General features: G+C 35.6%; 20 protein-coding genes and 2 pseudogenes. 8 read left to right on the forward strand and 14 right to left on the reverse strand.

Annotation, left to right across the window (positions count from 1 at the left end):
• Positions 1–291: 291 nt before the first annotated feature.
• On the reverse strand, positions 292–675 hold the full coding sequence (locus tag NST21_RS17395) for a YkvA family protein (protein ID WP_340890421.1): 384 nt from the start codon (positions 673–675) through the stop codon (positions 292–294).
• Positions 676–1035: 360 nt separating this feature from the next.
• Positions 1036–1509 (reverse strand): MarR family winged helix-turn-helix transcriptional regulator, encoded by a 474-nt coding sequence (locus NST21_RS17400; protein WP_340890422.1) that lies wholly within the window; start codon positions 1507–1509, stop codon positions 1036–1038.
• Between the two features lie 151 nt (positions 1510–1660).
• On the opposite strand from NST21_RS17400, the gene NST21_RS17405 reads away from it, so the two are divergent.
• From NST21_RS17405 to NST21_RS17415, 3 genes are all read left to right on the forward strand, one after another.
• On the forward strand, positions 1661–2245 hold the full coding sequence (locus NST21_RS17405) for a DUF3238 domain-containing protein (RefSeq protein WP_340890423.1): 585 nt from the start codon (positions 1661–1663) through the stop codon (positions 2243–2245).
• 142 nt (positions 2246–2387) lie between these two features.
• Positions 2388–2972 carry a DUF3238 domain-containing protein gene (locus tag NST21_RS17410; RefSeq protein WP_340890424.1) on the forward strand — a complete coding sequence of 195 codons (585 nt, stop codon included), beginning with the start codon at positions 2388–2390 and terminating at the stop codon, positions 2970–2972.
• A gap of 71 nt (positions 2973–3043) precedes the next feature.
• Positions 3044–3670: an FMN-dependent NADH-azoreductase gene (locus NST21_RS17415; RefSeq protein ID WP_340890425.1), complete on the forward strand. Its 627-nt coding sequence runs from the start codon at positions 3044–3046 to the stop codon at positions 3668–3670.
• 341 nt (positions 3671–4011) lie between these two features.
• Here the strand turns inward: NST21_RS17415 and NST21_RS17420 are convergent, their stop codons facing one another.
• The 6 genes from NST21_RS17420 to NST21_RS17445 form a co-directional block, all read right to left on the reverse strand.
• Positions 4012–4425, reverse strand: coding sequence for a hypothetical protein (locus tag NST21_RS17420; protein ID WP_340890426.1), 414 nt, complete (start codon positions 4423–4425; stop codon positions 4012–4014).
• Between the two features lie 58 nt (positions 4426–4483).
• Positions 4484–5662: a group II intron reverse transcriptase/maturase gene (ltrA, locus tag NST21_RS17425; protein WP_340890427.1), complete on the reverse strand. Its 1179-nt coding sequence runs from the start codon at positions 5660–5662 to the stop codon at positions 4484–4486.
• A gap of 644 nt (positions 5663–6306) precedes the next feature.
• Entirely contained in the window at positions 6307–6846 is a 540-nt protein-coding gene (locus NST21_RS17430; protein WP_340890428.1) for a hypothetical protein, read from the reverse strand.
• A gap of 436 nt (positions 6847–7282) precedes the next feature.
• A complete protein-coding gene (locus NST21_RS17435; RefSeq protein ID WP_340890429.1) occupies positions 7283–8824 on the reverse strand; it encodes a multicopper oxidase family protein in 1542 nt (513 codons plus the stop codon).
• Between the two features lie 348 nt (positions 8825–9172).
• Positions 9173–9331, reverse strand: coding sequence for a hypothetical protein (locus NST21_RS17440; RefSeq protein ID WP_157443972.1), 159 nt, complete (start codon positions 9329–9331; stop codon positions 9173–9175).
• Between the two features lie 751 nt (positions 9332–10082).
• Positions 10083–10532: a hypothetical protein gene (locus NST21_RS17445; protein ID WP_340890430.1), complete on the reverse strand. Its 450-nt coding sequence runs from the start codon at positions 10530–10532 to the stop codon at positions 10083–10085.
• A gap of 1036 nt (positions 10533–11568) precedes the next feature.
• Between NST21_RS17445 and NST21_RS17450 the strand changes: the two genes are divergently transcribed.
• The 3 genes from NST21_RS17450 (at position 11569) to NST21_RS17460 (ending at position 13072) form a co-directional block, all read left to right on the forward strand.
• Positions 11569–11997: a MarR family winged helix-turn-helix transcriptional regulator gene (locus NST21_RS17450; RefSeq protein ID WP_214796381.1), complete on the forward strand. Its 429-nt coding sequence runs from the start codon at positions 11569–11571 to the stop codon at positions 11995–11997.
• Positions 11998–12076: 79 nt separating this feature from the next.
• Positions 12077–12718 carry a nitroreductase family protein gene (locus NST21_RS17455; RefSeq protein ID WP_056529677.1) on the forward strand — a complete coding sequence of 214 codons (642 nt, stop codon included), beginning with the start codon at positions 12077–12079 and terminating at the stop codon, positions 12716–12718.
• Between the two features lie 60 nt (positions 12719–12778).
• Positions 12779–13072 carry a putative quinol monooxygenase gene (locus NST21_RS17460; RefSeq protein ID WP_214796378.1) on the forward strand — a complete coding sequence of 98 codons (294 nt, stop codon included), beginning with the start codon at positions 12779–12781 and terminating at the stop codon, positions 13070–13072.
• Between the two features lie 197 nt (positions 13073–13269).
• On the opposite strand, the pseudogene NST21_RS17465 reads toward NST21_RS17460, so the two are convergent.
• A pseudogene (locus tag NST21_RS17465) lies at positions 13270–13401 on the reverse strand (recombinase family protein); the annotation flags it as partial.
• Positions 13402–13721: 320 nt separating this feature from the next.
• Between NST21_RS17465 and NST21_RS17470 the strand changes: the two are divergent.
• Positions 13722–13838, forward strand: a pseudogene (locus NST21_RS17470) (YjcZ family sporulation protein); the annotation flags it as partial.
• Positions 13839–14474: 636 nt separating this feature from the next.
• Here NST21_RS17470 and NST21_RS17475 read toward each other — a convergent pair.
• The 3 genes from NST21_RS17475 to NST21_RS17485 form a co-directional block, all read right to left on the reverse strand.
• Positions 14475–15749 carry an IS110 family transposase gene (locus NST21_RS17475; RefSeq protein ID WP_340890412.1) on the reverse strand — a complete coding sequence of 425 codons (1275 nt, stop codon included), beginning with the start codon at positions 15747–15749 and terminating at the stop codon, positions 14475–14477.
• Positions 15750–15913: 164 nt separating this feature from the next.
• Positions 15914–16195, reverse strand: coding sequence for a hypothetical protein (locus tag NST21_RS17480; RefSeq protein WP_340890431.1), 282 nt, complete (start codon positions 16193–16195; stop codon positions 15914–15916).
• Positions 16196–16339: 144 nt separating this feature from the next.
• A complete protein-coding gene (locus NST21_RS17485) occupies positions 16340–16540 on the reverse strand; it encodes a hypothetical protein (RefSeq protein WP_340890432.1) in 201 nt (66 codons plus the stop codon).
• A 177-nt stretch (positions 16541–16717) separates the two neighbouring features.
• Here NST21_RS17485 and NST21_RS17490 point away from each other — a divergent pair, with 177 nt between their 5' ends.
• The gene (locus tag NST21_RS17490; RefSeq protein WP_340890433.1) at positions 16718–17992 is read left to right on the forward strand and encodes an IS110 family transposase; all 1275 of its coding nucleotides are present in this window, start codon (positions 16718–16720) and stop codon (positions 17990–17992) included.
• A 522-nt stretch (positions 17993–18514) separates the two neighbouring features.
• On the opposite strand, the gene NST21_RS17495 is transcribed toward NST21_RS17490, so the two are convergent.
• Together NST21_RS17495 and NST21_RS17500 are read right to left on the reverse strand one after the other, a co-directional pair.
• The gene (locus NST21_RS17495) at positions 18515–19432 is read right to left on the reverse strand and encodes a DUF3885 domain-containing protein (RefSeq protein ID WP_340890434.1); all 918 of its coding nucleotides are present in this window, start codon (positions 19430–19432) and stop codon (positions 18515–18517) included.
• A 654-nt stretch (positions 19433–20086) separates the two neighbouring features.
• On the reverse strand, positions 20087–21112 hold the full coding sequence (locus NST21_RS17500; RefSeq protein WP_340890435.1) for a DUF1835 domain-containing protein: 1026 nt from the start codon (positions 21110–21112) through the stop codon (positions 20087–20089).
• Positions 21113–21172: the final 60 nt, after the last annotated feature.

Below are 21172 nucleotides of genomic sequence, written 5' to 3' on the forward strand. Positions count from 1 at the left end.
GCAACCTCCTTTATTGAAGTAAGGCACCCGTTAGCTTAACAAGAGGTATAATTTATCTTGTAAACAATAGGTCTAAAAACTTCTTTAATCCTTTTTCGTACATCTTAAAGAGTTTATTTAATTTGGATGTCTTTTCTTGATTATGTTGGTTTCTCACGGTTTAACCCCTTAATTATTAAACATTCTATTTTGCTATATTATACTCCCTTTTCATCTTTCATTAACCTGCCCCGTTAGTGCCATAAGAAAAAGGCTGCCGCAGCAACCCCTGTTAATGAACTAAAGCACCCGTTAGTTAAGTAAGCGATAAATATTAATAATAGCCCATATTATAATTAAGCCCCAAATCAATACTATCATTGAGCCGACTATCCAATTCTTCGGCTTACCGTTTTTCATCATTTCTTCTGCCTTAACTTCACAGTCGGTTAGTACAGTCTTTGGTATCATCTTTAATGCAATCATTATCCCTATTGGAACGAGAATTACATCGTCTAAGTAGCCAAGAATGGGTATAAAATCAGGTATTAGGTCAATCGGACTGAATGCATAAGCTACAACACAAGCCGTAAATACTTTTGCATACCAAGGTACCCTTTCATCTTTACAAGCAAAGTAAAGGATAAAAATCTGTCGTTTTAAATTTCTCGCCCAAGTCTTAATTTTCTTAAACAATTTATCTCCTAATAATAGTTAAGATTTTATTTCCATTATAACAAAATAAGATTTACAAAGGATTGTTATAACACTAACCTGCCCCGATAGTTGCATAAAGAAAAAGCTGCCTTAAAGACAGCTCCGATCTTCAGCTAACGCACCCGTTAGTTCTATAAGAAAAGCGAACCTTATTCAAGAATCGCGCCCTTTAATGGAACAATGAAAATAGAAACACAAATGCAATTTAGCTTGTTTTCTTAAACTAACGCTCTCGTACAATTCTTCACAAACCTTGCTGCTAATTTATATCATTACAGGAATGCTGTACTGTTAGTACGAATTTAAGCACGATTAAAAGTTCCCTTTATAACTCTATAGTTACCAGACAGGTCTTAACCTCGATGATAGTTTATCTTCATTTTCTTCATAAACTAATTTTGTTAAATCTTCTTTGAGCATTTGCAGGCGTTCAGCACCTATGTTTTTAATCCAACGTTGCTCAATCTCAGTTAGTATCTTCTCTTTTGCTTTCACTACTAACCAACCTCGTTCGGTCAAAACAATAATTTTCCCTCTCTTATCAGTGGGATGAGCTTTGCGCATTACATAGCCACTTTTCTCAAGATAATCCACCATTTTACTCACAGCTTGCTTTGTAATTCCTAAATATTCGGCTAGTTCTATACCTGTTGCTCCATTGGGAGTGATGTATTTAAACATAAAACCATGTGCAGGTCTAATATCTCCAAATCCCAATTCACTCAATCTGTCATGTAATTCATTAATTGATGTACTAAAGGATAATGATAAAAGTGATGTAAGATCCAATTCACTAAATACTTCATGATTCATACATAAAACCTCCTTAAATAAAGTCAATTAGGTTGACTTTATTTGAAGTCCATTGTACTATACACCATGTAGTCAATCAAGTTGACCATAGTTTAATTATAAAAGAAATAGGATTCACCGAAACAAAATTAATACATTATGGAGGGTTCTCATGGCTAACATCGTTAAAATTAGAGGAAGTGTATTTGCACCGTATGCTTGGTTGGAACCTATTAAAGATTCTGTAACAGAAAAGATATTCGAATACACTGGTGATGCACGTGAATTTACACCAAACGCTGTAAACACTATGCGGTCAAGATTAGAGCAAGAAGTGATTATTGATTTTTATAAAAAAGAAATTTTCACATATACAAATGCTTGTATCGTAACTGTAAAAGTTACAAATCCAGATGGTTCTATTGATTATAAAAAAGGAAAAACAAGTACAGAAAATATTGTATGTACTAATGTTGCGTGGGGCACTGATGAAGTTTCTTTTGAAATGAGGGCAAGTGCAAGCAATCCTTTAAATGCAGCAGCACCTGCGGCTGATTATTTATTAACTATACATGTTAACAAGAGTGGTGTTGCACAAATTGAAGGTGCACATGATGGGTTCCCCTGCTATGAATTTTATAAACAAACAGATTTTGCTCCATTTGAATTAATATATACACATGATTTCAGAAAAACTGGTGACACTCCAGCAGCGCTAGCTGGGGAAATGGAATACAGTTTTAAAACGACAATCTAGATATAAATACTAAGTAGAAGTTTACAAGCAGCAAATATTAAAGGAAAAGCAATAATTTATACGAAAGAAATTGCGATCTGTTTTGCTCAATGGCTCAATATTATTATCCAAAATAAAATTAAAAATCATAGAGGTGTGTCTCATGACTAATATCGTTAAAGTTAGAGCAAGTGTATTTATTCCAATGTCTTGGACTGAACCTAAGAAGGATACTCAAACAGGAAACGTGATTCAATTCGAAGGTGACTCACGTGAATTTTCACCACATGCTGTAAACGCTATGCGTTCTAGAATTGAACAAGAAGTAGTTGTAGATTTTTATAAAAAAGAAATCTTCACATATGCGAATACTGGCATAACAACAGAAAGAATCACAACTACTGATGGTTCCGTTAATAAAAAAACAGGAAAAGCTAGTACGGAAGGTATTTTGTGCACTGATGTTGTATGGAGGTCAGATGACGTCAAATTTCAAATGAGTGCTAGTGCTAGCAACCCATTAAATGTATATGCACCTCCCGTTGATTATCTATTAACTGTACATGTCAAAAAAGATGGTACTGTCGATATTCAAGGTGCACATGACGGATTCCCTTGTTATGAATTTTATAAGCAAGTAAACTATGGTCAGTTTGAAAAGATTCATACACATGACTTCAGAGAAACTGGTGATACAGCTGAAGCTCTAGGTGGAGACATGGAATATAGTTTTAAAAAGATATTGTAAAGATAATAGGATTCCTTTTTTAGTGAATAAATATATAACAACATAAGAGTGAGTAACAGGAGGAAAAGAGAATGACAAAAGTTTTATTTGTAAAAGCAAACAATCGTCCCGCAAACCAAGCGGTGAGTGTGAAATTATATGAGGCTTTTTTAGCAAGCTATAAAGAATCACATCCAAATGATACAGTGGTAGAACTTGATTTATACAAGGAAGAATTGCCATATGTAGGAGTAGATATGATTAACGGTACATTTAAGGCTAGTAGAGGACTTGATTTAACAGCAGAAGAAGCAAAAGCAGTAACTGTTGCTGATAAATATTTAGAACAATTCCTTGCAGCTGATAAAGTTGTGTTTGGATTCCCATTATGGAACTTAACAATTCCGGCTGTACTACACACATATATTGATTATTTAAACCGCGCGGGCAAAACATTTAAATATACGCCAGAAGGTCCAGTAGGTCTGATTGGAGATATGAAAATTGTATTATTAAACGCAAGTGGCGGTGTATATTCTGAAGGACCAAAAGCTGAAGTAGAAATGGCTGTTAAATATGTAGCAAGTATGATGAGCTTCTTCGGTGTAAAAAATATAGAGAAAGTAGTGATTGAAGGTCACAATCAATTCTCAGATAAAGCAGAAGAAATTATTGCTGCAGGGCTTGAAAAAGCTGTTAAAGTAGCAAGTACATTCTAATTAATATAAAACTTGTCACTCAATATAGCAGTACCAACACTTTTAGCGGTGGTACTGCTTTTTTTATTCGCTTATCTTGCTACTTTTGGAGGAGTTAGAACCCAATTGATGTAATAATTCCATTTTAATCTTATAAAACGATAGAAAGAAGGATTACATTACAATGAAAAGTTGATGGACAAAATCAACTATTCTGTCCTTTAGCTTAAGTACAATCCTTCAAAATCTCACCGACAAATATCGAATTTTCTTTTAAAATGATCTTCCACAATCTGGCCCAATTGTTGAACAAAGGTCAAACAGCACTCTTCAACTATCCTGCCCCGTTAGTTCAACAAGGATTATTTTCTTTTCAGAATAAACATTGGTGGAGGACCATATGACTGTTCTGCTTCAAAGTAGGCGAGTTTTCCAGGGATACACGAGATTATTGATGGAAATCCTTCACCGACTGACACCTCTAAAGCCGAAGTTAAAGACATATACTTTCCGTCGATAGAATCATTCCAAGACATTGCGTAACAATCATTACCAGCACCTTGTTTTTTCAATAGATTTTCTATTTCTTCTGGGTCAGAATTAGGCTTTGGTATTTCAATCATAAATTCCTCCCTGAGTGTAGTTAAGTAATTATGATTTAATCTACCTATTGCATCCATTCGTTTTTTTGCCGAAAAAAGTTCGAACAAAACTCTTTGTTGGATTCTTCTATTAAAAAAAGATTTAACAATTATATCTTCAAGTTCTTTATCCATTTCAACCCCTCCCACAACTTAATTTTACCAAAACACCAAATATTTAAGGGAATTCTTGTTAAACTAACCTGCCCCTTATGCGCCAATAACCCTTTCTGCTATTTCCCCATTCATATGCTTTTCCAAATGGGACGCCTAATCCTTTGAGTTTCTTCACCCTCGTTCTTGGCAATTTCCATTGCTTCCATAGGCACATCCTGAGTCTTCTTCGAATCCATGAATCTAAATTCTTCAATACGTTCGGAGTATCAATGAGGGCGAAATACCCCATCCAACCTCTAAGGTATTGCTTTAACTTATTTATTCGGAGTTTCATGGGTATCGGTAATTTTCTCGAGGTCATTTCCCTGATTCGTTTCTTTACTCTCTTCACCGTTTGTTTAGCCAGTAGAACCTTCGGGTTCTTCTTTGACTTCGTGAAACTAAAACCGAGAAACGTTCTGTTCCAAGGGCGATCATACTTCGACTTCTCGTAGTTGACCTTTAGCTTCAGTTTATTTTCAATGAAGCTTGAGATATTTCCCATTGCACGTTTGGCGGCTTTTCGTGTCTTCACAAAGATAGTACTGTCATCCGCATACCTTACGAATCGAAGATTGCGTTTCTCTAGTTCTTTATCTAAATCGTCTAACATGATATTAGATAATAAAGGACTTAACGGACCTCCTTGCGGAGTTCCCTCCTCACTTTTATGAAAAAGTCCGCCTATCATAATGCCTGCTTGAAGGAATTTACGAATCAGTTTGAGAACTCGTTTATCTTCAATTTTCCGCTCTAACATTCCCATGAGCTTGTCATGATTCACTTTATCGAAGAACTTCTCCAAGTCCATATCCACTACCCATGTATAACCTTCGGTTATATAGGACTTTGCCTTTCGAACCGCCTGGTGCCCTTGTTTGTTAGGGCGAAATCCATAGCTATTCTCCGAAAAGGTTGAGTCATATATCTTAGTCAATATTTGGGCAATGGCTTGTTGAATGAAACGGTCTAGAACGGTTGGAATACCCAATAGCCGAACTCCGCCGTTTGGTTTCGGGATTTCGATACGACGGACGGGCTGCGGTTGATAGGTACCCTGTAAAAGGGCAGTTTTCATGTTGTACCATTCGGTTGCGAGGTGCGGTCTCAGGTTTTGAACCGGCATTCCATCTACACCATGGCTTCCCTTATTTCTTTCTACACGCTTCAATGCCTGTATTAAGTTTTCCCTCTCTAGTATCTGTTCCATTAACATCGTTGATATCCTTTCCTGCGTGGACGAGATGGTCTATTTGTGCCTTTATCTGCTCCGCCCTTTTGAAGTTCCCCGTGTATTCACCACTTCTTCCTTCAAATAAGTTCCGTTAGGAATTGTTTGCTTCTTCGCAGATAACGAACGCCTAGTATTCATCCTCCTTAATCTGTTCGGTCCTTCCTTATCTTCTCGAGTAGACAAGTACTATGACCTCTGCTGACTTCTGATGATTCAGCTGTCCATCACTGGACAGGTTACCAAGTGTACTTGGCTGTCATCAGACCTCCCCGGGTAAGAGTGCAATCTTTCCCTCCATCTATCTGCTTCATTTACTCTGTACCACCTTCGGCAGTAAGGACTTTGTTTTGTTTCGCAAACTCATCCAATGATACCTAGCCTTATATGAAGTTCGTGTTCCTCAGACCGGAGGTTTGCCGCTTGCTTCCTTCAGATTCCACGTCACCATGGACACCCTTGCATTAAGCTAACCATTACTACTGCCTTCATCACACCCTATAGATTGCACCCATGCCGGGCGCACGAAAAAGCTGCCTTAAAGACAGCTCCAATCTTCAGCTAACGCACCTGTTAGCCATCAAGATTTTAATATCATCATCTTATTTCCAATCATTTTTCAAAGGGAATTATTCTTTTTTCAGTTTCGTTTCTTGTTTGGTTAGGATTTTGTAATCCATGATGAATTTGGAATTTGGAAGGTAATGAATGACAAACCATCTATCAGAATATGAATTTGAAATACTTGTTGGCAATTTAAGATCTTCATTATTAACTTTAACATGCAGATAACTGCCCGACTTATATGGACTTCTATGATCAAATTCAGTCGGAACCCCTTCAATAACTCTATAATCATTTGTTAAATAAGCAGGAATGTCTAACCAATGAGGATTAAAAAACATCAAAACTATCGTAGCGATTGCGTAAAGTATACGTTCTACTAATTCAAAGTCTTTTTTAAAGAGCATGACAGCACAAGAAAAAGCAAGGAATAGTGTACTTATAGAGATAATCCAAAACATTTCCTTAAACGCAAATTTACCTTGTAACATGATTACCGCAGCTCCTACAGCAAGGGAAACATACCAAATACGTTTAAATAGTTTACTAAGAATTAAGGGCGACTTTTCTCGTTTGATAGATTGTTTGTTATCGATATCGTCCATTACATTAAATCCTTTCAAATTTTTAATTTTACTTTTTTACTTTCAGCATAAGCGAAAAAAATCCTATTTCATATATGAAAATATTTCCACATTATTGAACTAAACTGCCCCTTTAGTTCCATAATAAAAGGAGCTGATCAGCAGCTCCGTGATGGATGGAATGAAATGTGGTAGCCAACCCACGCATATCAGTTTGTATACCACCGTCAGCATTTTTGCCTTCGTGCCAAGTCTTTAAGGTTTTCCTTTTCAACTTTTAGGATTGTATCCATTTCTGAATGAAACCCCATTTAAAACCATTTGGGTGTGGTGGGTTGACAGTTTCGTTCATATCAGTTAAAGATAAGCATATCATTTATAAAAAATCTCCAACTCGAATGATCAACTCAATTCAACTTGGAGATTAATCTATATTTAATTAGAGGGGTTTGCTTAATTAAATAACTTCAACTTGACCCATCATACCATTTTCTTCATGTTCAAGAATATGACAGTGGAACATATAGACACCTTTATTATTGAATTTCACTGCCAATTTTACTGTTTGTCCAGCTTCAACTCCAATGGAATCCTTCCATCCTTGTTGACTTATTGGTGGTTCTTTTCCATCGATTGAAACAATTTTGAATTGTGTACCATGAATATGGAATGGATGAGTCATACCACCCATCTTATCAGGCTTGTTATATATTTCCCAAATTTCTGTTTCACCTTGTTTTTGCGTGAAATCAATACGGTTCATATCAAATTGTTTTCCATTAATATATACCATTTTTCCCATACCGAATAGCTCCAGCTTTTTCGTAACAGGTAGATTTTTTTCCTCTTCTGTAACAACATAATCATTTAATGTTTCCGGAATCTCAATTGAGTTTGTTTTTTGTCCTTCGATTTTGAATGGTAATAAAATTGTATCCTCTTCATTTACAAGAGCAATGTCACTTTCTGCATTATATTTTGAAAAATCCACAATAATTTCTGCTCTTTCACCTGGAGTTAATGTAATTTCATTCATCTCATTTGGTTCATTCACCAAACCACCATCCGTTGCAATTTGTTGGAATGAATCTCCTGTATTTAATTTAAAAGTATAGTTACGCGCATTTGAGCCGTTCAATAAACGTAAACGAACTTTTTCTTTCCCAACGGTAAGTTTTGGATTCAACGTACCATTAATTAATAATGTATCTCCAATTGTACCATCTTCATTAAGAACAGCTTGGTAATCGAATTGTTTTTCCTCAGTAAATTGTCTATCTTGGAATACTACTGGAAAATCGTTAACCCCATATTCATCGGGTAACCTAAGTTTTTTAGAATTTTCATCTTCTACATAAATGAAACCTGCTAAACCTTTATATACTTGTTCTGCAGTGGCACCTACTGGATGTGGATGGAACCATAATGTCGCAGCACCTTGATTTACTGTAAATTCAACATCTTTAGCTTTACCAGGTTGTATTACTTGATGTGGTCCACCATCGCCTTCTCCAGGTATCTCGACTCCATGCCAGTGAAACGTTGTTGGTTCCGACATCTCATTCCCTGTTCTAAATGTTACTTTTTCACCTTTATTTATACGAATAACCGGTCCTAAGAATGAACCATTATATCCTAATGTTTCTGTTTGAACTCCTTTAAATATTTCAGTTGTTCCTTGTTGAGCAGTAATATCAACAATTCCATCCTTTGGTTCAACTAATGGCGGAAGTGCAAGTTCATTTTCTCCAGTAGAGTTATTTAATGCTAATTGATTTGTATGGCTTGCATCGCCATTTTCCATATCCATACCTTCCATATTAGCCATATCTTCTTCAGTCATGTTGGAATGATCCATGCCTTCCATATCGGCCATTTCTTCTTCGGTCATGTTGGAATTGTCCATTGCATTTCCATCAGAATCTGAATCACTTGCACTACAGCCGCCAATGATGGCTGCACTTACTAATAATGTAAAAATCCATAATTTCGATTTCATCTTACTTCCTCCCTCTGTTTATTACAAAAAAACTGTAACAAAAAAATATGCAAAAATTATGGAATTAATAAAATAAATTTTAAATTTGGAGAATTGTTGATGAAAAATCCGTAGAATTCAAAAAGTATTCTGAAAATATCCCTAATCAAATACATTCCGTTACTACACAAACCCCGAGTATAAGTGAGTGTGAGGGGAAGTAGGAGAGAGTGAGTTAAGAGTAAGAGATGAAATGAGAAAAATGTCATTAGGACTAATATTTGTTTATTTATATTTCTATGTATTTCTATCTACATAAAAAGACAGACTTACTTTATCGTAAGCTGTCTTTTTATTTAAAACGATATTTTATTGTTCATGTTTCCAACTTGTAGATTGTCCTGAAGAAGGGCAACTAGGAAATTTTTGTCCTGCTGTTAATTCAACATGATCACCATCCGCGTCAATATAGTGACCTGTTTCCATAACTGATTCACCTGTTTTGTGAGAGTGTTGATGTTGTGTCATTAATATTTTCCTCCTATTAATGTGATAATGAAATTTCAACAAAATGAAATATCACCAATAGTTAGATTACCCTCAGAGCAGGTCATTATTCGAAGAATATTACAAAGGAACTGAAAAAGTTCCCGATAAACTTCGTTGATTGGTATTTTTAGAACACCTTTTGAATTTTAGGGAGTTATCACCAATACTTCACAAATTTATAGAATCAATTTACTTTTATTGGTGGTAATCCTGTGGACTAGAACAGCTACCCTGTCATCAATCCTTTAAAGCGTCTCAAATACACTTATCAAAAAATCGATTTCCTGTACATTAAGAAATAGATTTTTTATTTGTCTTAATAAACTAACGCACCCGTTAGCCATCCATGAAGCGCAAAAATCAGCGCTTCACCACAGAGAATGAAAATTGGTCTCTATGTCGATAATGTTTTAATGGCTGGCGAAGAAGGTCGTTGAACAATGGAGCCTTTGAGCCCACCCGTTAGTCTGACTCCAACGACCACGGTGTACCACCGATTGTCGCGCCCTTTATGGGTAGCACTCATGGGAGATTAATCCTTTTTTGGTCGTCGCGCTAGCCTCTACTTAATTTGCTATGATTGGAGGTTTTTGTTTAACGATTTACCAAACTTAAATAGATCACTCATAGGGCTCAGCCTTTTTTAAAAAGCGTTTTTACTGGGTCTATTTTGTTGTGGTGGATTTTGAGCATTTTTAATTTTCATGGGAGTTCAAGAAGGAATAGCAGTTTAATGGTATTGAAACCAAACAAACCATCCTTTTTCCTTACTTTTAGCTAAAAATATTTGACCTTGGCCTAAGCTAGCTCCAGGTGCTTTGGGGAAATCTAAACGTACAAGCCATGATTTTTCAGCAATTTCTTTGCCACAAAAGGTCTTTGCCATTCCAAAATAGTCTTCTTCATCTTTATTGCCAACTGTTTCGGGAAAAGGTTTGGCAGTTACTACATCCCACTTAGTATATATGTCAGGAAAATCATCTATTCCAGTTCCATAAGTTTTTGGTATTAAAGTTAACGCTTTTATTACCTCTTTTTTATCCTTAATCGATGTTTTCTCTAATTCACTTAACACAGGACATTCTTTAGGTTGTGCGTATCCTTGAATTGAACAAAAAAACAACATCGGAATGGTAATAATCAATATATATATATATATATATATATATAGCATTTTCATAAAACTAACCTCATAAGTTATCTTTCCTAATTTCAAGAAAAATAGTCCAGTTTTTGAGGTGTAATAGCTCAATTGTTATTCAACTAATCTGCCCCGTTAGTTCATTTGATACATTGCTGAAAATAGGAAAAACCCTTATGTACCAAGGGTTTAAACTGTACTCTTTCGTTCTACTTTAATACTGTAAATAATTGGTGTTATGTAAACTAAAATGAGCTCACTTTTCTGATAACCTTATATTGAGCATAGTAAACAGAGCAAACCACAAATGTTGAACTTCCGTACTTGGACCTGTAAATGCATATTCATTATTGCACCCTGCGAAGGAATCCCGAAAGGACTATTATAAAACTCCTAGACCACAGTTTATAAAGAAGCAACCGTTTTATATCCAAACGGTTGCTTTTTTTCATTGCTATAAACGATTCCAAATTCTCTTTAAATCTATTGGTACGAATACTTTATCCTCATGTATTTCCTTTTGTATGATGCGGTGTGAAAAGTATGGTTCTAAACTTAACCCTTCTGTTTTATGTCTAGCTGGATTTATTGATGATAGGAGCCCATTCAGTGCACAAACACCATTAGATTTAAATCTCCACACACAATAACTGACAAAGAACTTGAATATCATTTACAGGCATCGTACTCAATGAAATTTAATTGATTGAAGTAGCATACAGAAAAGGATGGAGCATTCGCTCCTTCACTTTCTGTATTATGGCACATAAATCGAAGAATTGTCTTGGTCTACGGCTATCAGATGAACTTTTCCACCTTATTTAAGGGCAGTTTTTATAACATGGTGATTATCATACTTATACCTTGGCTAAAAGCTCCAAAGGTTTACTGAGCTTTCTTGAAAAGATTTCCTAATCAAAAAGGAGATAGAGCAACATTTTGGTCTAGATCATATTTAAGCAAAAGTTGCAGTACTAAAATACTTGCTTTATTATTTAGGGTATAGTATATTAATTGACGCATCAACTATTGAGCTATCAATTATTTTGTCTAACGTATGAAAAGAGGGTGTTTCTTGACGAATTCATGTTCTAATGAATCTTTTATTTTATATATAATGAGCTGCCTTAACAAACAGATAAGTTCAAAATTTGAAAGTTGTACGGGCATTAGTCAATCAAGACATGATATCTTATATCAGCTTTATCAAGTTGATGAAATTAGTCAAACAGCACTTCAAAAAGAGGTTAACATTGACGGTGCAGCGATTACCCGGCATTTAAAACAACTTGAAGCGACTGGAATGATTTTAAGACGCAAAGATCCGGAGGATAATCGATTTACTCTTGTCTGTCTTTCAGATCATGGTCGCAAACAAATTATTCTCTACCAAGCTGAAAAGGCTCGTTTTGTCACTTTGATGCTTAAAGATTTTAAAGAAGAAGAACGTCAAGAGTTAACAGATATGCTGACACGCATTCAAAAAAATATAAGCCAAGTCTAACACTTGATTCGTTACAATTTGTGAAATGAGAATAACTATAAATTAAACTACTAAAGTTAAAAAGAGGAGATTATCAACTATGACTACTACAGCACAATTAACAAATGATTTCAAAGAAATTGTCACAGGACGCCGCTCCATAAAAAATTACGACAAATCCGTAAAAATCAGTAGGGAAGAAATGGAGGAAATACTTACCTTAGCAACACTTGCTCCTTCTTCAGTTAATATGCAACCATGGCGCTTCCTTGTAATTGATAGTCCTGAGGGAAAAGCAACACTTGCACCTCTTGCTCGCTTTAACCAAAATCAAGTCGAAACATCTTCCGCAGTAATTGCCGTATTTGGTGATATGAACAATTTTGATAACGGCGAAGAAATCTACGGTAAAGCTGTAGATTTAGGGCTTATGCCTTTAGAAGTAAAAGAAAACATATTAGCCTCATTTGCTGGATATTTCGAAAAAATCACTAGTGAAGAGATGAAAGAGGTCGTTCTAGTTGATGGTGGTCTTGTATCCATGCAACTAATGCTTGCGGCTCGTGCTTATGGCTATGATACAAATCCAATCGGTGGCTATGAAAAAGACCAGATTGCAGAAGCTTTTGGATTAGATAAAGATCGATACGTACCAGTTATGCTAATTTCAATCGGTAAAGCAGCAGATAATGGCCATCAATCAGTTCGTCTTCCAATTGATAAAGTCGCACAATGGAAGTAATGTAATAAAGAATCCATTCATTAAATTTTTTATGCTTAACAAAAGAGAGGATGACGTTTAATGATTATCATTCATGCCGTATTCAATATTAATCCAGCAAAACAAGATGCATTTCTAGAGGAGATTCAACCGCTAATCGCAGCTTCAAGAGCGGAAAGTGGAAATGTTTCTTACAATCTTCACAAAGCTACAGAAAAAGACAATGAATTTACAATGGTTGAAGTTTGGCAAGATCATCTAGCGGTTGCAAGCCATAATTCAAGTGAGCACTTCACCTCGTTTGTTGGTAAAGCTAAAGAATTCCTCTCTTCACCTTTAAATGTTAACGCATTTGAAGGACAACCATTAAAATAATGAGTTAAAATGTATGGGATTTCCTATATCCCATCTTATAAAACAAAGAGTTGCTGCTTCGGTAAAACAAGCTGCAACTCTTGTTTATTTCTATTCCATTTTCTCGAACATCACGTGCTTATTTGGCGTACATAATTTGTGTGACAATTTCCATGGAAAGAGGAATGCAAATAGTTCCATTTATTTATCGAATTTCAGTTTTCCCCACTTTGTTTATCCATAAAGATATCTCGTTCATCTAATCCTTTTTCTTTCATGGCCTGAAGTTGACGTCCTTCATTTTGATCTTTGCTACTAACTCTTATGTATCCGAATTTACGAACTTCCATCTTTTTACTCCTTTTTCTACTTACTTTCCTATTATTCTACCAAAAGCGTTCGTAAAAGTGTATGTAAAATCACGAACGTTCATAAAGTGTTTTTCAACTTTAATTGAACGTGAAAATGAGTTTATTTTATAAAAAAAAGAACCGTTCGTAAAAATCTACTTTTACGAACGGTAGCAACAATGCTATACCACCCATTTCGGAGAATTTTTTTTATCCTATGAACAGAGATGGAGACTATTGTGTCATTTTCCTAATTAGAGCATAAGGTATATAACCCATTTAATTAATTTCCTCCTTAAAAACAATTAAGGAGATGTCTTATGTCAGGTTGTGAATCAAGGTGTGACGACGGTTTTGGATTTGGTGGAGGTTTCGCCTTTATAGTCGTCTTGTTTATACTCTTAATCATTGTTGGAGCTAGCTTTGTTGGTGGCTACGGCGGTGGTTACGGCGGCGGTTACGGATATGGCGCCTGTTGTTAAAAATAGTATGAAAAAAGCTGACCTTTATTGGTCGGCTTCTTCAAATTTGATTCCTATTTCTGGGAATGACAGCTATTTTGAGGACTCTAATTATGGTCCAGACGACAAAGCGCGAAAAACTATAATAATACATTCTATGAAAAATAAAGCCCCGAATTTCCTACGCTTAGAATCTTCAAGGATCTCATATCTTAATGAACTCCCTCAGTTTAATAGATAATGCTCACGAATACTCGCTTATTCGCAGGATTTCAAACCACATGGTATAGGTTGCTTTAGATGAACGAAAGAGATAGGAACGTTTTGATAAGATGAGGGCAGATTGAAATAGGGGATCTATTGAGAATCCCATATTATTACATATGCTGCACGCATTTTCCACGCTGCCCCTGGAGGCTTTCCCTCCCATGTCTCAACGGGTCATAATCATATGCCCTTTCATTCCTTCGTCATGCCTATCCAAGGGGTGGAGGCTGGTTTTGCTAACGGAACGGGTCATTGCCCTTTTGTTCATTACATCCAGTACTTCGTGCTTTCTTTGAAATCCTACGAATAAGCCAACTTTCGTTAAATAACAATGTGAATGTAAATTTACGCTGCTAGTTGTTCAAGAGGGAAGATCATTTCCGGTTTATAGGCAGAGCCATTACGAGCAATCCCTACTAGGACACGGGCGAGTTTTCCACATAGTTTCATGATGGATTTCATTTTCTTAATCTTCTTCACCTTAACATTGTTCGAGTGTAGGGCTTTAAACTCAGGGTTATTCATCACCAGACTCATGGTCGCAAGGAAGAGGTAACGCCGCAGGCGTGATCTTCCACGTTTGGAAAGAACAATTTGGCCTTTCCACTTCCCAGAGCTTGCCTCAGCGAGATGCAATCCTGCATGACGAAGGAGCGCATTCCCGTGAGCGAACCCACTCAGATCTCCAGCTTCTCCTAAGATGCCCGCCAGTGAAATTCCGCTGATTCCTTTAATGGCAAGTATTTGCTTAACGAATGGAATCTGTTCCAAGACGTTTGTGACTTCTTGCGTCACTCTTTCGAGTTGGGATGAAGCGAGATCATATTCCTCTAATAACTGTTCCAAGTGAAGTTTATATGCATCAAGGGCTTGTTTCGTACCAATTGAACGCTTGGCCAATGTAAGCAGGGAACGGGCTTTTTTATGCCCGGAATGTCGCTTCATACATGATTTCCACCCGGTTACGATATCTTGAGGCTGTAAGGAACTTAATTCAGCTGGGGTAGGAAAGAGGCGTAGGGTTGCGATTGCCCCTTTACATGATACGTCTTTAAACACTTGCCGGAGCTCGGGAAAGACAACATCCACCCAGCGATTAATTTGGTTGATGGAGCTAACAAGACGCTTAACGATCACATCTCGGTTAGCCATAAGGACACGAAGTTTTTCAAATGATTCTGAAGTGGAACGAACGAAGGCATAATAGCCATTCTTCACCATATCAGCGATGACAAGGGCATCTTTTTTATCACTTTTGGATTGCGTATTATCACGATTTTCTTTGTTTCTTTTGACATGGTGAGGATTGACCGTAACGACATCAATGTTTTGTTTGACTAGCCACTTTGAAAGGTTCATCCAATAATGACCGGTAGGTTCCATTCCGACTATCGTGGTGTCTAGGTTTTTCATGTGTTTTAGTTCCTTGATCCAGTTTAGTAATCTAGTAAAACCCTCTTCGTTATTTTCAAAAGACAAAGGTTTCCCGATCACAATGCCCCGATAGTTTACAGCACGGGCCACGTGTACGTGTTGGGCGATATCCACACCAACAACTAGATGTTGATCCGTAATTCTTTCAATTAGTTGATTTTGTTTGTTTTGCATTTTAAAATTCATAGTAGGGCTTCCTCCTTAAGACTTTGAGTTAGATTGGACTCTATACTCGTATCTTACTGAGGGGCTCTATTTTTTTCAAACCTGATGTTTAACGATCTACAGGAATGCTAACGCACCCGTTAGTTTAAGTACATTTTTTCACAATCTTGCATTGTTCATATCTTCTACTGTGTCCAAATTTTAAAAATAACTTGACCATCTTTAGTTATTTTCTCTGTATAGATACTAACATTCACATTATTATAACGAGCCCATTCTGGTAAGTAATTTACTAAGTATTTGAATACCTTCTCGTCAGGTGTAGCATATCCAACATTAATCTTATTAAATAAATACGGAACAAAATCTGGATATAAGGCATCCACCCATTCTTCGGCTTGAATTTCTGAATCAAAAATACGATTATCTTCTTTATAACTTCCATTTATCCATTTAACATTCTCCATTGGAAACACCTGCTTTCCAAGTTTATCTACCGTTTATTGATATATTCTTATTATGTTAACCTGCCCCGTTAGTGCCATAAGAAAAGGCTGCCTCAGCAACCTTCCTTATTGAAGTAAAGCACCCGTTAGTTGAGGATGCTAAACTCAATAATTTTCTTTTTTCCAACGTTTATATTCTACAAACTCTAAAAAACCATAAGCCGTTATCATTGATAAAATGGGGACAACATAATACTTCGGAGGTCCAAATATAAAGATAACAACAATGAAACCTGCAATAAAAAGTGCAGTATTTAAAAGATATGATTTCTTTCGATATTTTAAATAAAGTTTTACCTTATCCATTACTTTTCCTTTCACGCCAAACATATTCACTAATATTTTTTGTTATCTTTCTTGAACTTTTCTGCCCCGTTAGCATTCCTGTAGAGCGTTAATTATTAACTTTGAAAAAAATAGGGCTCCTCAGTAAGATATGAGTAAGACATCACTCTAACTCAAAACCTTAGGAGGAACCCTAATATGAATTTTAAAATGCAGGACAAACAAAATCAACTCATTGAACGAATTTCTGATCGACATCTCGTTGTTGGCGTGGATATCGCCCAACAATTTCACGTTGCTCGAGCTGTAAATTATCGAGGAATCGTGGTAGGTGATCCTCTTACTTTTGAAAATAACGAAGAAGGCTTTAACAGATTTCTAGAATGGATTAATAAACTAAAAGGTAAAAACAGATTAGACACAACTATTGTCGGTATGGAACCTACAGGTCATTACTGGATTAATCTATCGAAATGGTTATCTAACGAAAAGGTTGATGTCGTAACAGTCAATCCTCACCTTGTAAAAAGAAATAAAGAAAATCGAGATAACACTCAGTCCAAAAGTGATAAAAAAGACGCTCTCGTGATTGCGGATATGGTCAAGAATGGATACTATTCTTTTGTTCATGTGGCTTCAGAGTCTTTCGAAAAACTTCGAGTTCTTATGTCCAACCGTGACGTAATCGTAAAACGTCTCGTTAGTTCTATTAATCAATTAAATCGATGGGTAGATGTTGTCTTTCCTGAGCTACGACAAGTGTTTAAAGATGTGAAAGGAAAAGGGGCAATCGCAACTCTACGTTTGTTTCCGACACCAATCGAGTTACGATCGATGCAACCTCAAGATATTGTAGCCAAATGGAAATCGGTAATGAAGCGTCAGCCTGGGTTGAAAAAAGCTTATCAACTTATAGATTTAGCTAAACGCTCTATCGGATCCCACCAAGCACATGATGCTTACAAGCTACATTTAGAACAACTACTGGAAGAGTATGATCTAGCTACAACGCAACTCGAAAGAGTGGAACAAGAAGTCACTAACGTGCTTCAACAAATTCCTTTCGCAAAGAAACTGTTGGCTATTAAAGGGATCAGTGAAATCTCTTTAGCTGGAATTTTAGGGGAAGCTGGAGATTTAAGTGGATTCGCCCATGGTAATTCTCTCCTTCGTCATGCAGGGTTACATCTTTCCGAGGCGAGCTCTGGTAAATGGAAAGGTCAGATTGTCATTTCTAAACGTGGGAGATCCAGACTGCGGCGTTTCTTATACCTAGCGACGATGTGCCTTGTCATGAATAACCCTGAGTTTAAAGCGTTGCACGCTAATAATGTTAAGGTGAAAAAAATAAAGAAAATGAAATCAATTATGAAATTGGTTGGTAAACTGGCTCGAGTATTTGTAGGCATAGCCAAACGAAATGAATCTTATTCCCCAGAAAAATTACAACCTTTTTCAGCTCTAACAGCCTAGTTTTTATTGAATAAATCATGCTTTACAGGTTCTCGAAGGGAACCTCACTTGAAAATAATTAATACTTTATTTTCAGCTTATCTTTTGTCGAATGTTTTCTTATTCGTAGGATCTCAAAGATGCACGGAGTACCAGATTTCTTGAACAAAAGGGCACCGACCCATTAGGTTAGCATAACTGGCCTCCACCCCTTGGATAGGCATGACGAAGGAATGAGAGGGCATATTTTTCGATGACCCGTTGAGACATGGGAGGGAAAGCCTCCAGGGGCGGCGTGGAGATTATGTGCATTATATGGTAGAATATGGAGTTTCCTATTACTCCTTTATTTAACTATGCCTCCATGAAACCAAAATGATCTGAGCTCATTGCTTTTAACCGTTAATGTATTTTCAAGGGTTATGAAATCCTGCGAATAAGTGAGCATTCGAGAGATATAGCTATCATACTGAGGGAGTTCAACAAGAAAAGGAACGACGTAGCATTCATATATTGGCTATTGACCCTTGTTCACTCTCTGTTTCAAAAAGCTTTAATTGCTGACCACCCGTTATACTTCCCTTTATATTTTCTTGAATATAGAGACATAAGTTCCGTTTGGTAATCCACAAGTGCTAGAGCTTCCTTTTTGGTTGCCCTAAGAATAATGGAGTCACTAAGCTTCTGTTCAAAATTAATTTCAAAACCTGTTTGTGTCATCTCACTTAAACATTCTTCTGCAAATTCTTTCGGAATTTCGAATTCATGGGTGATGTAGCATGTGTTAACTTGATATAGATTAATTCCTGTTTCCTTCACCTTCTTTTCGTTTAATTCAAGTCTTTTTTCCATATCTTCTGGTGATTCATAAATATTGAACAGGCCTTGTTCAAACATACGGTCAAATCGGATACGGTCATAGTCTAAAATCCACTTTCTGAATTTATAGTATAAAGGCAGTAACTTTTCTTTTTCTAAACCATAAACATCACATCCTCGATCATCATACATATGAAACAACGTCTCTTTCGTCAAATTTAATAAATAAAAAGATCCGTTAACCCTTGGTTTCATTCCAAATTCTTTAAAGCCTATTGATTGAATAAGATAGCCTAAACGAATATCATGTTTCTTAACTTTTAAACTGTATTGTTTTGTTTCCATTTCTGTATCTTCTTCATCAAATTCAAAAGCTATAGTTTTACATTTCAAATCGTAGATCAGCTTTTTGTTTTTAATAAAACGCTTTATATTAGGACTATCAATTTTTTTGTAATCAATAGGGTTACTAATACAAACAACGATCAAAATGTCATCATTTTTATCGAATATAGAATTGAGTATAGTCGTTGCTCGATGATGCATTTCATCGAAATATTCCTTACCCTTTAATTGGATAAGTCCCAATTCAAAACGAATCGAATAATTTGAGTTCTTCTTTAATTGATCCAATAATCTCATCTTTATCTCCTTATGGTTTAAGTCTGTTATTTTCTTCGATTGATATACAACCAACAATAGCCCCATAAAATCACTCATTGCTATTTTAACATTTCCTTGTTGAACTAAACTGCCCCTTTAGTTGCATAACAAAAAGGTTGCTGCAGCAACCTCCCTTATTGAAGTAAAGCACCCGTTAGTTGAAGAACGACTACTTATTTCTTTCTTTTGTCTATATATTTACCGATAACATATATAACTAAAAGTGATGTACCTAATAATACAAAAATCCCAATAAAACTGATTGAAAATCCATTTCTACGGGGAGTTATAGCATTTAAGATGTCAGTGTTAAATAAATAACCAATAAAATAATATATAAAGTACACAGATAAAATTACTACTAAACTCAGTATTGTTAATTTTTTATTTTTAGACTTCATATCCATAATGTTATGTCCCACCCTATTTAGATAAATTAATAATCATTTTCTCCAACCTTCTTCCGCTAACCTGCTCCGTTAGCTCAATAAGAAAAGGCTACTTTTTTAGCAGCCAGATCTTCAACTCTTGCACCCGTTAGTTTAAGTACAATCTTTCACAAACATTTTTACAAAAGTTAAAGAAGAATTATTAAAAAATAGAGAAGTTTCTTTGTGTCTTTCAATAAAATAATTACCTAAATTTAATACCATAACAACGCATTGCCTCTAGGCTTCCTTCATATTCAAAAATTCCCTTTTCAATTAATTTTCTAACCCTATATTCCAAATAGCCGTCGCCGATATATTGAAAAATATGTCCATACACTTCACCGACTAATCTTGCACACATAATAAATCCCTTTTTCTTCCCAATCAGCTTCTTGGCTTTTTCTATTATAAAATAATCGTAATAGTCTTCCGAAACAATCTTTATTTCTCCGTTTTCCCATATTCTTAACGTACCAGGATTTTTTGATAGATCTAACCATTTTGTTTCAAAATGTTTACGCTCTGTGTCAGATGTATTTTTTTGATTCTCTTGACTATATTTATAAATCGTTTGTAAGTCTTTTAAAATTAGTCCCCCAGAAAAAAATGATACATATTTTTTAGCCTTTTTTTCAAACAATTCTCTATAAAATGTTGCAGTATCAATGATAAAGATATTGTTCTTCCTTTCCCTTAACAAGTACATTGTAAATAGAAGACCTGTTTGTTCATTTGCATTTTCTGATACCCATATGTAAATAGGTACATTTACAGGAATTGATAATAATTGAGAAATTACTCTCGGAAAACTCTCTCGATAATCTTCAATTTCATATTCATCTGGTAAGTTGTTTTTTAACCAATTAAATCTATCTGTTTGTCCTTTTTCTGTATCCAAATTACCTATTGGAGCAATAGCAATATTGTCGTCGAAAGTAATTATAAAATCTTCTTCAAGTAAATTTAATTCTTTTAATGTTTGTCTTAAATATGGATATCCAAATTGTATATGAACTTTTTGGTAATTACCTTTATCAAATGTATTTTGGTTTTTGTCTTTTGGATTAAGAATTTTGTTATAAATTTCTTTAAGATCATTTGTAAACTCAACCAAAGAATTTTCCTTATCCTCCAACAATCCAATCTTTAAAAGAATAATTTGCAGATATAACTTTACTTCCTGTTCTGGTAGGTCCTTAACTATTTTTTTTATATCGAGAATATCCATCTAAAAAAACCCCTTATCTTATCTATTAAAAGTAATCACATTAACGTATCCTTTTTAGGA

Source organism: Peribacillus sp. FSL K6-1552 (assembly GCF_038005205.1).
Classification (GTDB): domain Bacteria; phylum Bacillota; class Bacilli; order Bacillales; family DSM-1321; genus Peribacillus; species Peribacillus butanolivorans.

What these genes read in the sequence shown, in the direction of transcription:
- NST21_RS17400 (WP_340890422.1), bottom strand. Translation starts at nt 1,509, where the DNA reads ATGAATCATGAAGTATTTAGTGAATTGGATCTTACATCACTTTTATCA.
- NST21_RS17405 (WP_340890423.1), top strand. Translation starts at nt 1,661, where the DNA reads ATGGCTAACATCGTTAAAATTAGAGGAAGTGTATTTGCACCGTATGCT.
- NST21_RS17410 (WP_340890424.1), top strand. Translation starts at nt 2,388, where the DNA reads ATGACTAATATCGTTAAAGTTAGAGCAAGTGTATTTATTCCAATGTCT.
- NST21_RS17415 (WP_340890425.1), top strand. Translation starts at nt 3,044, where the DNA reads ATGACAAAAGTTTTATTTGTAAAAGCAAACAATCGTCCCGCAAACCAA.
- NST21_RS17420 (WP_340890426.1), bottom strand. Translation starts at nt 4,425, where the DNA reads ATGGATAAAGAACTTGAAGATATAATTGTTAAATCTTTTTTTAATAGA.
- ltrA (WP_340890427.1), bottom strand. Translation starts at nt 5,662, where the DNA reads ATGTTAATGGAACAGATACTAGAGAGGGAAAACTTAATACAGGCATTG.
- NST21_RS17430 (WP_340890428.1), bottom strand. Translation starts at nt 6,846, where the DNA reads ATGGACGATATCGATAACAAACAATCTATCAAACGAGAAAAGTCGCCC.
- NST21_RS17435 (WP_340890429.1), bottom strand. Translation starts at nt 8,824, where the DNA reads ATGAAATCGAAATTATGGATTTTTACATTATTAGTAAGTGCAGCCATC.
- NST21_RS17440 (WP_157443972.1), bottom strand. Translation starts at nt 9,331, where the DNA reads ATGACACAACATCAACACTCTCACAAAACAGGTGAATCAGTTATGGAA.
- NST21_RS17445 (WP_340890430.1), bottom strand. Translation starts at nt 10,532, where the DNA reads ATGAAAATGCTATATATATATATATATATATATATATTGATTATTACC.
- NST21_RS17455 (WP_056529677.1), top strand. Translation starts at nt 12,077, where the DNA reads ATGACTACTACAGCACAATTAACAAATGATTTCAAAGAAATTGTCACA.
- NST21_RS17460 (WP_214796378.1), top strand. Translation starts at nt 12,779, where the DNA reads ATGATTATCATTCATGCCGTATTCAATATTAATCCAGCAAAACAAGAT.
- NST21_RS17475 (WP_340890412.1), bottom strand. Translation starts at nt 15,749, where the DNA reads ATGAATTTTAAAATGCAAAACAAACAAAATCAACTAATTGAAAGAATT.
- NST21_RS17480 (WP_340890431.1), bottom strand. Translation starts at nt 16,195, where the DNA reads ATGGAGAATGTTAAATGGATAAATGGAAGTTATAAAGAAGATAATCGT.
- NST21_RS17485 (WP_340890432.1), bottom strand. Translation starts at nt 16,540, where the DNA reads ATGGATAAGGTAAAACTTTATTTAAAATATCGAAAGAAATCATATCTT.
- NST21_RS17490 (WP_340890433.1), top strand. Translation starts at nt 16,718, where the DNA reads ATGAATTTTAAAATGCAGGACAAACAAAATCAACTCATTGAACGAATT.
- NST21_RS17495 (WP_340890434.1), bottom strand. Translation starts at nt 19,432, where the DNA reads ATGAGATTATTGGATCAATTAAAGAAGAACTCAAATTATTCGATTCGT.
- NST21_RS17500 (WP_340890435.1), bottom strand. Translation starts at nt 21,112, where the DNA reads ATGGATATTCTCGATATAAAAAAAATAGTTAAGGACCTACCAGAACAG.